At 60.2% G+C, this 12,309-nt stretch carries 8 protein-coding genes; 5 read left to right on the top strand and 3 right to left on the bottom strand.

Features of this window, described 5'->3' with window-relative positions:
* The first annotated feature begins 163 nt into the window (after positions 1-163).
* From B6S01_RS04105 to B6S01_RS04090, 4 genes are all read left to right on the top strand, one after another.
* A protein-coding gene (locus B6S01_RS04105; protein ID WP_094182602.1) for an IS5 family transposase occupies positions 164-924 on the top strand; the annotation gives its coding sequence in 2 pieces (ribosomal slippage) (positions 164-494 and positions 494-924; 762 coding nt in all).
* Positions 925-1,194: 270 nt separating this feature from the next.
* On the top strand, positions 1,195-2,436 hold the full coding sequence (locus tag B6S01_RS04100; RefSeq protein ID WP_037461720.1) for a hypothetical protein: 1,242 nt from the start codon (positions 1,195-1,197) through the stop codon (positions 2,434-2,436).
* Positions 2,433-4,112 (top strand): DUF1592 domain-containing protein, encoded by a 1,680-nt coding sequence (locus B6S01_RS04095; RefSeq protein ID WP_051907934.1) that lies wholly within the window; start codon positions 2,433-2,435, stop codon positions 4,110-4,112. The genes B6S01_RS04100 and B6S01_RS04095 overlap by 4 nt, the downstream gene beginning before the upstream one ends.
* A complete protein-coding gene (locus tag B6S01_RS04090; RefSeq protein WP_037461723.1) occupies positions 4,109-5,455 on the top strand; it encodes a DUF1552 domain-containing protein in 1,347 nt (448 codons plus the stop codon). Before B6S01_RS04095 ends, B6S01_RS04090 begins: the two co-directional genes overlap by 4 nt.
* 19 nt (positions 5,456-5,474) lie before the next feature.
* On the opposite strand, the gene B6S01_RS04085 is transcribed toward B6S01_RS04090, so the two are convergent.
* From B6S01_RS04085 to B6S01_RS04075, 3 genes are all read right to left on the bottom strand, one after another.
* A complete protein-coding gene (locus B6S01_RS04085) occupies positions 5,475-6,533 on the bottom strand; it encodes a helix-turn-helix domain-containing protein (protein ID WP_037461725.1) in 1,059 nt (352 codons plus the stop codon).
* A 254-nt stretch (positions 6,534-6,787) separates the two neighbouring features.
* A complete protein-coding gene (locus tag B6S01_RS04080) occupies positions 6,788-9,331 on the bottom strand; it encodes a TonB-dependent receptor (RefSeq protein WP_037461726.1) in 2,544 nt (847 codons plus the stop codon).
* Between the two features lie 106 nt (positions 9,332-9,437).
* Positions 9,438-10,211 (bottom strand): SDR family NAD(P)-dependent oxidoreductase, encoded by a 774-nt coding sequence (locus B6S01_RS04075; RefSeq protein WP_037461728.1) that lies wholly within the window; start codon positions 10,209-10,211, stop codon positions 9,438-9,440.
* Between the two features lie 434 nt (positions 10,212-10,645).
* Here B6S01_RS04075 and B6S01_RS04070 point away from each other — a divergent pair, with 434 nt between their 5' ends.
* Positions 10,646-12,295, top strand: coding sequence for a class I adenylate-forming enzyme family protein (locus tag B6S01_RS04070; RefSeq protein ID WP_037461731.1), 1,650 nt, complete (start codon positions 10,646-10,648; stop codon positions 12,293-12,295).
* The last annotated feature ends 14 nt before the right edge of the window (positions 12,296-12,309 follow it).

Raw genomic sequence — 12,309 nt, 5'->3', positions numbered from 1 at the left:
TGATAAGAGCTCGGAACGTCGCTTCGATCCGCATCAGCGTCCATGAGGCGGCCGCGACCCAAAGGCTTAACGGCTCCAACCCGTTGCTAGGGCGTGAACTCATAAATTGGGTTGAGCTCTCCGCCTTTGCGTGATTCAGGCGCTCTTCGAAAATGGAGGGTGTATGTCGCGGCGGCGGTACGAACTGACGGATAAGGAATGGCTGATCATCGAGCCATTGCTGCCCAACAAGCCGCGTGGTGTTCCCCGGGTAGATGACCGGCGGGTGCTAAACGGCATTCTCTGGCGCTTCCGTTCCGGCGCGCCGTGGGCGGAGATCCCGGAACGCTATGAGCCATCGACGACCTGCTACAACCGGTTCGTCCGCTGGCGGAAAGCTGGGGTGTGGGACCGATTATTGGCGGCGGTTTCTGCAGGGTTCAACGGCGAGTTGGTGATGATCGATTCCACCTGCATGCGCGTCCACCAGCACGGTGCGACCGGTAAAAAAGGGGGGCCGGAGATCATGGCATGGGACGCTCCCGGGGCGGTCTCACGACCAAACTCCACGCTCTTGTCGACGCTGATGGACGTCCTGTCGGGCTGAGACTGACAGGTGGGCAGGTCCACGATGCTTGTGAAGCTGAAGCGCTGATCGAGGCCATTCCCGAAGGCGCCACCCTGCTCGGCGACAAGGGTTATGACAGCATCGCCATCCGCCAGGCTGCGGCAGCTAGAAACATCTGGGCCAACATTCCCAACCGTTCCAACCGCAAGCAGCGCTTCGGATTCTCCTCCTGGCTTTACCGCCAGCGCAATCTCGTCGAGCGCTTCTTCAACCGGATCAAGCAATTCCGCGGCATCGCAACCCGATACGACAAAGATGCGGCCAACTATCTGGCGGCGATCAAGCTCATCTGCACACGCATCTGGTGCAATGCGTAATGAGTCTGCGCCCTAGTTATCCTTGCCCTGCTGTCCTGGCGGCAGCGGGATTTTTTTGCCCTGCGCTCATCATACACGGCTGAAGCCCGGTTCAGTCGACACCGGAAACGACATAATCGTCGCCTGATTGGCCTTATACTTTGGGAAAAGCGAACAGATTTGCCCGGTCGATGAACAGCTTTCGGGTGGCGATCCGATCACAAATCAAGCGACAAGAAGATGTAGGTTGAAGAGCACGCAGTCAAAATGACACTGCGGCAGGAGAGGGTGATGAACGCCAAACGGCGCGAGGGCGAAACACGCCCTTATAGAATAAGGCAATTCGCAATTTTTTCAGTGCTGGCGGCAACCGGCGCGATGGTGGGAAGTCCTTCGCTTGCGGCGGCGGAGCCTTTGTCCTTCGCGCTGACCAACATCTATGTGCCGTCATATGACGATGACAAGGCGTGCCGTTCCCTGTCGCTCAGTTCCAGCGACATATTCCTGCAAAGCCTGCCGCCTGCCGAGCGCGAAAAATATGAATCCCCTGAAAAGATTCAGGAACTGCACCGGCTGATGGGCAGCAAACTTGGTTTCAAGATGGTCCCGACCGGCCATGCATCGGGCGCCAATGGGAGCATGGCGACTGTCCCGGAGGCAGAGTTGGATGCGCTTCGGCAGAAACATGACATCCCCAAGGGCAAGGGGATATTGTCGTTCCTGGGCACTCGACTGGCCTATGACAGCTGCACAAATCCCGAAGACTTCCCGTTCCTGGCGAAGGGCAATGAACCTTATTTGGGGAAAGTTGCCTATGGGATCGACCTGGACGGTCGCAAGGACAGGGACGACTTTCTTGGAGTCAATGGTGAGCAGGGCGTGGACAATGAGTTGATCCGCGCCACCGGATGCAATTTCGCCACCCGCGACTATGGGACGCCCAAGGTGGCGGACGAAGTGATCACGTCGATCGGCTCTCCCACGCTGGTCGAGATCAGCGGCGTTGATGATCCGCTGAACGACGACGATGTGACCGTTCGCATCTATGCGAGCGCCAACCCGCTGGAGGTGTCGGGATCTGGCAAGGGGCTCGCCTGGACTAGCCTGGATGTCGATCCGGAACCGCGTTTCCAAAGCCAGGTCAAGGGACGCATCCGCAACGGCGAACTGAGCACGGAGCCGTTCGACTTGCGGGTGCGCTTGCGCGAACAGATCGTCGACAGTTATCGCGAGGTGCGACAAGCGCGGATCCGTGCGACGATCAAGCCTGGCGAAAGCATCGAAGGCGGCATTTACGGCTATCACACGCTCGCCAGCATAGAGGAAGGATATCATCAATCGACGCAGGTTGGAGCCAATCTGACGCGCATGTCCTGTCCAGCGCTCATCAAATCCATTCGCAGTCATGCCGATGCACTCCCTGATCCCAGGAGCGGGAAAAACACGGCGATCTCGTCCGCCCTGCGGTTCCGCGGCATCCCCGCCTTCCTCATCAAACCGGGTCAGAAGGTGGCCCAAGGGTCGCAGCAATGAACGATCGGAAAATTACCGTGGCAGTCCGCGTCGGTTCGGCGATGACTGCTCTGTGCGCGGCAGGCGCTATCCTGCTTGCTGGCACGGCTGGGCGCGCGGACGAGCCTGAAGCTGGCGTGCCGAAGCTGCGCCGTCTGACAGAAGCCCAATATCGCGCGACCATCGCCGACATCTTCGGACCGGACATCAAGATCAGCGGACGGTTCGAGCCGGACCTGCGGGTGGGCGGCCTGCTGGCGGCGGGAACCAGCGCGGTTTCGCTGACGCCCTCCGGCGCCGAGCAATATGAACAGATTGCGCGCGGCATTGCCGAACAGGTGGTGGACAAGGCGCATCGCGACCGGCTGGTCGGATGCCAGCCGGGTCCTGCCGATCCCAGCGGCGCGGCCTGCGCGGAAAGCTTCTTCCACAAGGTAGGTCTGCGGCTGTACCGGCGGCCTCTGACCCCTGATGAAGCTCGGCTCGCGGTCGCGCAGACATTGGCTTCGGCGCGGACGCTCAGTGACTTTCATGCAGGCGTTGCAGTGATGCTGACGGCGATGCTGTCGGATCTGCCATTCCTGTTCCAGGTGGACAGGGTGGTGGCTGACCCCGCGCGCCGTTCGGACCAGACCCTCGACGCATGGTCGCGCGCGAGCAAGCTCAGCTATTTCCTGTGGAACAGCACGCCCGACGAGGAATTGCTCAACGCGGCCAGGGATGGGTCGCTGATGACGCAGGAGGGCCTTTCTCAGCAGGTCAGCCGCCTGATGGCCTCTCCGCGGTTTGAAACCGGCGTCACCGCCTTCTTCGATGACTTTCTGCAGCTTGAAGGCATGATGTCCTTGTCCAAGGACTCGCTGATCTACCCTGCCTTCCGATCTTCGGCCGGTCCTGCGGCGCGAGAGCAGACGTTGCGAACGATTGTGACGCTGCTGGCGCGGGAAAACGGGGATTATCGTGACCTGTTCACGACAAGACGGGTGGCGATGAATCGCCAGCTCAGTCCGCTTTACCGCATGCCATATGCACCGCGCGACTGGTCGATGGTCACCTTGCCTGACAATGATCCGCGCGTCGGCCTGCTGACGCAGATAAGTTTTCTGACCCTTCATTCTCACGAAGGGCGGTCGTCGCCGACACTGCGTGGGAAGGCGTTGCGGGAAGTATTGATGTGCGAGCATATCCCCACGCCCCCCGCCAACGTCAACTTCACCATCGTACAGGATACGTCCAACCCCAACCTGCGCACCACGCGGGAGCGGCTGAAGGCGCATCTCGACGATGAAGAATGCGCAAGCTGCCACAAGCTGACCGATCCGATGGGTCTTACCCTGGATAGTTTCGATGGCGCGGGCCAGTTCCGGGCGAGCGAGAATGGCGTCCCCATCGATACATCGGGATCGCTCGACAATGTCCGTTTTTCGGATGCCGCGGGTCTTGGCAAGGCATTGCGCGACAGCCCGCAAGTGACGCAATGCCTCACTCAGTCGGCATGGCGTTATGCCGTGGGTCGTCAACTGGTGGCGAGTGAGGAGCCGGTGACCGCCGCACTTCACAACCGTTTTGCGCAGAGCGGCTTCCGTATCCGGGCGCTGTTCCGGCAGATCGCCACTGATCCTCATTTCTTCGCGGCCACATCGCGCGCGCCTGCCCGCACGGTGGCGGCCCGGCCTTCAGCTAGGAAGTCATCATGACGAACATGAACAGGCGTGGATTTTTGCTGCGCGGCGCCTTTGCCGGGGCAACGGTGGGCGTGGGCCTACCGTTCCTGGACTATTTCCTTGACGATAACGGCACCGCCTTTGCCGCTGAATATGGCGGGGGCCGTTTGCCGGTGCGCTTTGGCACATGGTTCTGGGGTTGCGGCATGATCCCCGACCGCTGGAATCCAAAGAAGCAGGGGGCCGGTTATGATCTGCCGCCCGAACTGGCGCCGATCGCGCCTGTGCAGGACAAGGTAACGATCCTGTCGGGTTTCAGCGTCTCGCTCGACGGGAAGAGCAATCAGCCGCATATTTCCGGCAATATCGGGCTGCGCACCGGGACGCCGGTGGATTCCTGGCAGCAGATCGTTGCGCCCACATTGGACACCGCGATCGCGGATACCGTCGGGTCCGGATCCTTCTTCCGCAGTCTGGACCTGAGCGCCGACGGTAACGCAAGGACAAGCTTTTCCTATCGCAGCGGCACGGAGATGAACCCCAGCGTCGCATCGCCGATGGAACTGTATCAGCGCGTATTCGGCGTGGATTTCCACGATCCCAACGCAGCCGAGTTCAAGCCCGATCCGCGCGTCATGGCGCGGCGAAGCGTATTGTCCGCCGTGACCGACCAGCGGCGCAGCATGATGGGTAAACTCGGCGCGGCGGACAAGGCGAGGGTGGACAGCTATTTTACGGCAATCCGCGAGGTCGAGACAAAGCTAGCCCTGCAACTGGAAAAGCCGCCAAGAGCCGAAGCGTGCGTCGTCCCGCAACAGCCCGCCGACATGGTCCCCAGCACCGATGTGACCGAGCGTCAGAAGGCGCACAAGCTGATGGCGGACCTGCTCGCCATGGCCCTTGCCTGCAACCAGACCAAGGTCTTCAACATGGTCTTTTCCACTGCCACGGCGGATTTGCGCACGGCGGGTTCTTCCACCGCCTATCACCAGGCGACGCATGAAGAACTTGTGGACAGGACCAAGGGCTACCAGCCTACGGTCGATGCTTTCTCGACACAGAGCATGCAGGGTTGGGCGGACTTCGTGGCGTCGATGGCGGCGGTGAAGGAGGGTGATGGCACCCTGCTCGACAATATGCTGGTCATGGCCCATTCCGAAGTCAGCTACGCCAAGAACCATGACGTCAACGGCATACCGGTGATGCTGGCGGGGCGGGCAGGGGGCAAGGTGAAGAGCGGCATCCATGTCGCCAGTCAAGGCGACGCCATATCTCGCGTGGGGCTGACAATGCAGCAGTTGATGGGCGTTCCGCTCGATGGCTGGGGCACCGGATCGATGCGCACAAATCGGCCGGTTTCAGAAATCCTGGTATGAGGAAACATCGTCATCGCCATCAACTGGGCTTCGCCACAGGTTTCATGCTCCGCCGGTAATGCGTCGGAGCCATGCCGGTCCAGTTGTGAAAGGCCGATCGAAGGGAGTCTGAATCGCAAAAATCCAGGCGTTCGGCGATTTCCTCGATCGGCAGATTGGAATTAGTCACCAGGTCGATGGCTATGCCGCGACGAACTTCATCGCGCAGCTTGTGAAATGTCGTGCCTGCCGCGCTTAGACGCCTGCGCAACGTCATGCGGCCGAGCGCAAGATCATTCGCCAGTTCGTCGAGCGATAATAATCGCCCTTCCTGCCGCAATGTGAGGGCCATCAACTGCCGTGCTCGTCGTGCGATTTCTGCCGGATCATTCCCATCAAGCAGGCCGAACAGGAAATTGAGTGTGGGCGCCGCTTCGCAATCGTCCATCGTCCGCACGATCGGAAGGTCGAGCATGCGCTCGGCAAAAATCAGTTCGGATCGCGGCGCGTTCAACCGGAGTTCGAAGGGCCAGTTGTCATCGTCGAGATAGAATGCGGCGGATTCGGGATAATCCAGCGCCCCGATGCCGCCAAGGGGAACGCTGATAAGCCAACTGAAAATCGAATGGTACATCAGTTCGCCATGCAGCGAGACGATGAAATCCAGTTCCTCATCGCCGCTACGGGCGCCGCGTAGCGTCAACCGTGCCCAGGAGCCGGAGCAGTTGAGCGAGGCATATCCCATGCGGCCGTCGATCGCGACCAGCAATTCTTCCATCCGATGGATGGCTTCGCGCAGAGATCTGCTGCCGGTGAGGCAGTAAAAGAACAATCGCCAGTCACCCGAGCGGAAGAGTGCGCGCCCCGCTTTGCGAGATTGCATGTCGGCGGCCACAACGCTTGCATAGGATGCTATCGTCCGCAGCTTCTGCTCATCGACGGCGATCAGGCCTGGATCCAGGAATTCGGCCAGAGGCTGATCGACGTTGCGCGCAGCCAGCACTGCTTGCGCGTCCCCGCCCCTGCTTTCGATCAGGCGGAGCAGTCGCGCAACGAAACGATGCTCGGTGGCGAGCAGCTTTTCATTCGGACGGCTCATTGTCGATGGCTGCTTCGCCGATGATCCGTTTTCACTGTCCGATGATAAAGATGGCTCAATCACAAGCTATTTTCCACATTATCTGGTCATGCCATGCCCAGTTCGATTTCCTCAAGCGCAAAGACCAGCCACGCCTCTCCCGTCTGAACTCCCCCGCCGAAATCGGCAATAGTCGCCCAATGAAGGGATAACATAAAAGCCCCGCCTCTTCGAAGGAGGCGGGGCGTCAGTTTCGCGCAGGGAGATTTGCGCGGTTAGAATTTCGCTCCGACAGTCAGGCCGTAGGTTCTGGGTTCGGCATAATAGCCACCGCCAAACCCCAGCGGGCCGTAATCGATACTGCGCACAAAATCCTTGGCATTGGTGAGGTTCTTTACCCAAAAACGGACTTCGCCTTCACCCGTGCCTAGTGGGATCCCATCAATACCGACCTGCAGGTCGACAAGATCGACATTGTCCCCTTTCACCTGTTCGTTGAACGGAGAGCCTACAGAACTGCTGAAATTATACTTGCCGTCCTCATGGGTGTAACCCACGCGGCCACGCAGTACCGCATTGCCCCAGTTGAGCGGAAATTGTGCGTTCAGTGCGACGTTGGCCGTCAGCGGTGACGTGAAGCCCGGCGTCACGATTGAAGCGATGTTGACTGGCGGCGCTCCAGCAGTTGGCGATTGGCCGGCCAGAAACTCCTTATAGTTGATATCAATGTAGCCGAGGCTGCCGTCTATCGAGAAATTGTCGCTCAGCACTGCTTGCGTTTCGACCTCGACGCCATTGTAGACGACCTTGCCCGCGTTGATGATGCGGGTGGCGAAGGTGCCGACGGGTGCGTCGGTGACCGGGCCGAGCACGGCCAGATCGTCGTAGATGTTGTGGTAGGCCGCGACGTTGAAGCGCAGGCGGCGGTTGAACAGCTCGCTTTTCAGGCCGACTTCGTAGGATGTGACCTTTTCGGGTCTGAAGCTGCCCAGTTGATTGGTGCCGGTGATTGCGGGATCCTGCGAGTTGAAGCCGCCCGAACGATAGCCCGTTGCAGCTCGCGCATAGAGGTTGACGCCGTCCGCGACATCATAGCCGGCCATCAGGTTCCAGGTGAATTTGCTGAACTTCGCCGTGCCGCTTTCGGGCGCCGCAGGCAGGGTGGCGCCATTCTGAAGACGCAGCATCTTCTTTTCGTCCCAGGTGTAGCGACCGCCCGCAGTCAGCCGGAAACCGCTGTCACGGCCACCGGGATAGAAGGTCGCCTGTCCATATACCGCCGTGCTTTCCGCTGAGGTGGTATAGGCAAGGCGGGCGCGGGTCTGGACCAGTCGATAGCGGGCCGGATTTGCAGCGGCGAAGCCTGGACCCAGCGGGCCAAAGTTTGCAAGGAAGATCGCATTGGTGTCGAGGATGAAGCCGCTATTCTGGTAACCGTCTTCCGATCCCTTCTCCCAGAAATAGAAGCCGCCCACGACCCAGTCGAGCGTGTTCGTATCGCCGGAGATTTCAAGCTCCTGGCTGAACTGTTTATGACGGCGCTGATTATCGACCGAGAACAGGTCCTGGCTGATTGTCGGGACCGGGGACGCGGCGATGAAGGGGATGGCCGCCGGTGGAATGGTTGGTATGAATTGCAACAGTGCTTCAGGCATGCCGTTGAACAATGTCGCGTTGGAAAAGGCAGGGCCGCTGAATGCGCCGATACCGTCCAGGTCCGTCACATAATCGCTGTTCCAGAAGCGGTAGCCGGTGGTGGACTTCACCTTGAAACCACCGAAGTCGTTCTGAACTTGCAGATTGTGGCCCCAGCTCTTGTCGAAGGCGCTGCTTAGGATGTTGTTGCATACCTCGTCCCGGTAGGTGCGGACCGGCGTGGCGAGCGCGGCGCAATCGGGATCGGCGAAGGTCGCGCCGGCCAGATATTGGGCAACCGGCGCCTGCTGCGTCACCTGCACGGGCTGACCATCGACAATGATGGGCGGGCGAGGCGTGCCGTCAGCGACATTGGTAAGCACGAAGGGTAGTGGCGTGCCCTTTATCCGATTCCAGTCGAAGACATATTGAATGCTGCCGGTTCCGCCGAGATCCAGCCGGGCGGCGGCGCGGAAAGCGTCCGACCTGCGTGCGCCAGGATCGCGGGAATTGCGAGGCTGTAGAATATTGTCGATCACTCCGTCCCGTTCGCTATGGCTGTACGAGAAACTGGTCGAGATACCGGCGATTTCACCCGGATCGATCGTCACCCGGCCGTTCCATGCGTTGAAATTGCCATAGCCCGCCTCTGCCTTGAGCCGGAAGGTCGGGGATGGGGAGCGGGAGATGAAATGCACTGCGCCGCCTGTGGTGTTGCGACCGAACAGGGTGCCCTGCGGTCCGCGCAAAACCTCCACCCGTTCAATATCCATGACGCTAAGACCCATGGCCCCGCCACGAGCGATGTAGACACCATCGACATAGAGGCCGTTGGCGGCATCCACGCCGAAGCTTTCGCTGCCTCCGTTGGAGATGCCGCGCATGGAAAAGACGGCCGCGCTGTTGCTGGTGGTGCCCTGCGTGATCACGACGTTGGGCGCCAGACCGCTCAGGTCGCGGCTGTCCCTTATGCCAAGCTGTTCGACCTTCTCGGAGCTGATGGCGCTGATGGCAATCGGGACATCCTGAAGATTCTGGGCACGTTTTTGTGCAGTTACGACAATCTCGTCCAGTCCAGAGCCTGGCGCCGCATCGTCGGTCTGTGCCCACGCCTGACTTGCAAATGCCAGTCCGCTGACTCCGGCTATCAGAAATAGCGCGCGGTTCCTTGGTAATGTTGTCATGATTTCCTCTCCCTAATTCTTATAAGTAAAATGATGGATCCTGGACGCGATGGATCTATTAAACGTCCACATTTGCTCGAATATTTGGTGGGATTATCCCTCTTCGCTATGAGGGCATGTAGAGTTGAGCCGCCTTTCCACCGTCGACCGGCAAGGCGGCGCCGGTGATGTAGCTGGCCGCGTCGGACAGCATGAAAATGATCGCCTCCGCCAGTTCTTCCGGCTTTCCTCCTCGTTGCATCGGGATGGCGGCCGTAACCCGCTCCGCGGTATCGGTCGCCAAGGCTGAAAACTGCTCGGTGGGCGTGGTCTGCACTTGGCCAGGAATGATCGCGTTGACCCTGATGCCCAGGGGCGCGGCCTCCATCGCGGCGACTGCGGTGAAATGTACGAGTGCGGCCTTGGAGGCGGAATAGCTCGCCATGTTCACCGTGGCCCGGATACCACAGGTGGAGGCGATGTTGACGATCGAGCCCTTGCCCGCAGCCGTCATCACCTTGAGCGCGGCCTTGGTGCTGACGAAGGCGGCATCGCAGTTGACGGCGAAATCCTTGCGCCAATGATCCAAAGTCAATTTGCTGATCGGGGCATAGTGGGTCGACATGGCGTTGTTCACCAGCATGTCGATGCGGCGATATTTCTGCCCGATGCCTTCGATCATGTCGGCAAGTCCGACGGTATCGGCGACATCCAGCTGAATGGCCTCCACGCGACCGCCTTGCGCAGCGATCCTGTCGCGCGCGCTGTCCAGCAACGCCTGGCGGCGGCCGCAGATGACGACCTGCGCGCCGCGCTTGGCCAGCAGGCTGGCAGTAGCGAATCCGATGCCGTCGCTGCCGCCTGTGACGATGGCGACGCGGCCGTGAAAATCCTCGCTCATTCGATGTCCAGAACCTCATCTAGCTGAATCGCACCTGCTCCAGACCGGCCGTGCGATGCGAATCAGGATTCTCCAAAATTCGTAATTTGTAAATTGATAAAATCCGAATATGGCTGTTTTGACCCTCCGGCATTAGCCGAATGCGAGTCCTGCGATAGGGACTTGGGGATGCAATTTTGATAAGAAATATTCAGGAAAACATATGTTTATATGGCGGTCTGCAATTGGGACGCGCCAAAAAATCGGCCCCTCCGTTGCCCGAAAATATGCGGAAAAAAAATGTTGTGGAATTACGCATAATGAGGAATAGTCATTCGGGAAGAGCGAACGATGAGTCGAGGATAGAGGATGTCGGGATCGGGCAGGGGTTTGACGCTCCTGCGCAAAAGCCCGTCGAACAATCCTGCGGCGGCAGAGTGATCCCCGAGGATAGCATGAGTAAGATCGATCCAATTTTCGCGGCAGTCACCGCCCCCGGCACACCCTTTGAAATTGAGGAGAAGGACGGGCTGCGCTTTTTCGTGAACGCGCCATCCGACCTCAATCAGTTGATTGAATCGGCACGCCGATTCCGGGATCAGGCCTGCGTGGTCGATTTCGACGGGCCGCAGGGTGAACGCCGGCTGAGCTTCGCGGATATGTTCGCTTGGCGCGACCGTTTGGCGGGTCATTTGGGTATCGGGCGCGGTGACCGGGTTGCGATCTGCATGCGCAACCGCGCGGAGTGGATCGCCGCCTTTATGGCGGTGATGAAGCTGGGGGGCGTTGCCGTCTTGCTCAACAGCCGCGGGTCGGCGGGCGATCTGCTGTCGATGGTGGACGAAGTAACGCCTTCGCTGGTGTTGGCCGATGCCGAACGGGCCGCGCTGCTTCGCGAGGCGGGCTATGATGGCCGGTTGCTCGACATGAGCGAGCCGCTGGAGGATCGGAGCACGGTGGAGGGAGACGGGCTGATCGCTCGGCCCGACGATCCCTGCGCCATTCTTTTCACATCGGGTACGACGGGGCGCGTGAAAGGCGCGGTGCTGTCGCATCGGAGCCTGATCACCGGATTATTGGGCACGCAACTTACCGGGGCCATGGTCCTGCATAATCTGGCGCGGGAATATGGGATGCCGGTCGAGGCGCTTGCCCTTAAATTGCCGCCCCAGGCCAGTTTGCTGGTGTCGCCGCTGTTCCATATTTCAGGGCTGGGATCCGGCTTCCTGGCGCCGCTTCTGTCGGGCGGGAAGATTGTGATCATGCGCCGCTGGAACGCAGAGGAAGCGGTAAGCCTGATCGAACGCGAGCGGGTGACGCAGCTTTCGACCGTGCCCACGATGCTGTGGGACATGGTGCATCGCGCGCGCACGGTCGAAGCAGACCTGAGTTCGGTGCGTAATATCGGGTCGGGCGGGCAGGCGCTGCCGCTCAACCTGCTGGAAGCGGTGCAGGCGCTCTGCCCCCATGCGATGATAGGCGTTGGCTATGGGATGACCGAGACGTCTGGGGCGATCGCGCAGGCGGTGGGCGCCGACTTCCTGAGGGCCAAGGCGTCGGCCGGGCGCGTGCTGCCGCTGGTGGATGTGCGGATCGAGGGGCCGTCCGGCAATGTGTGCGGCGTCAATGAAACCGGCGAGATACTGGTGCGCAGCGCCATGTTGATGACCGGCTATTGGAACCGGCCGGACGATACGGCCAAGTCCTTCACCGCAGATGGCTGGCTGCGTACCGGCGACATCGGTTATCAGGATGAGGACGGTTATATCTACATCGTCGACCGCGCCAAGGACATGGTCATTTCCGGCGGCGAGAACATCTACTGCGCGGAAGTCGAGCGCGTTCTGAGCGAAATGCCGCAGGTGACCGAATGCGCGACATTCGGGATTCCCGACGATCGGCTGGGCGAGGCGCTGGTAGCAGTCGTGCAGGCGGAAGGGCTGGACGAGCTGAGCGTCATCCAATGGGTGGCAGGACGGCTCGCTCCATACAAGGCGCCGACCCGCGTCGCGTTTTCCCGCGATCCGCTGCCGCGTAATCACGCTGAGAAAATCAACAAGATCGCGCTGCGTGCGCTGTGGCCCGAACTGGCCGGAAAAAACTGAACAGGAGAGTTCGC

The organism is Sphingobium herbicidovorans (assembly GCF_002080435.1).
Classification (GTDB): Bacteria; Pseudomonadota; Alphaproteobacteria; order Sphingomonadales; family Sphingomonadaceae; genus Sphingobium; species Sphingobium herbicidovorans.
Note: the sequence above shows the minus strand (reverse complement) of the source record. Positions and strands in the feature narration are given on the sequence as shown.

Bases quoted from the DNA above. Each gene is read 5' to 3' on its own strand.
- B6S01_RS04090 (WP_037461723.1), top strand. From the start codon at position 4,109: ATGACGAACATGAACAGGCGTGGATTTTTGCTGCGCGGCGCCTTTGCC.
- B6S01_RS04095 (WP_051907934.1), top strand. From the start codon at position 2,433: ATGAACGATCGGAAAATTACCGTGGCAGTCCGCGTCGGTTCGGCGATG.
- B6S01_RS04085 (WP_037461725.1), bottom strand. From the start codon at position 6,533: ATGAGCCGTCCGAATGAAAAGCTGCTCGCCACCGAGCATCGTTTCGTT.
- B6S01_RS04070 (WP_037461731.1), top strand. From the start codon at position 10,646: ATGAGTAAGATCGATCCAATTTTCGCGGCAGTCACCGCCCCCGGCACA.
- B6S01_RS04100 (WP_037461720.1), top strand. From the start codon at position 1,195: ATGAACGCCAAACGGCGCGAGGGCGAAACACGCCCTTATAGAATAAGG.
- B6S01_RS04075 (WP_037461728.1), bottom strand. From the start codon at position 10,211: ATGAGCGAGGATTTTCACGGCCGCGTCGCCATCGTCACAGGCGGCAGC.
- B6S01_RS04080 (WP_037461726.1), bottom strand. From the start codon at position 9,331: ATGACAACATTACCAAGGAACCGCGCGCTATTTCTGATAGCCGGAGTC.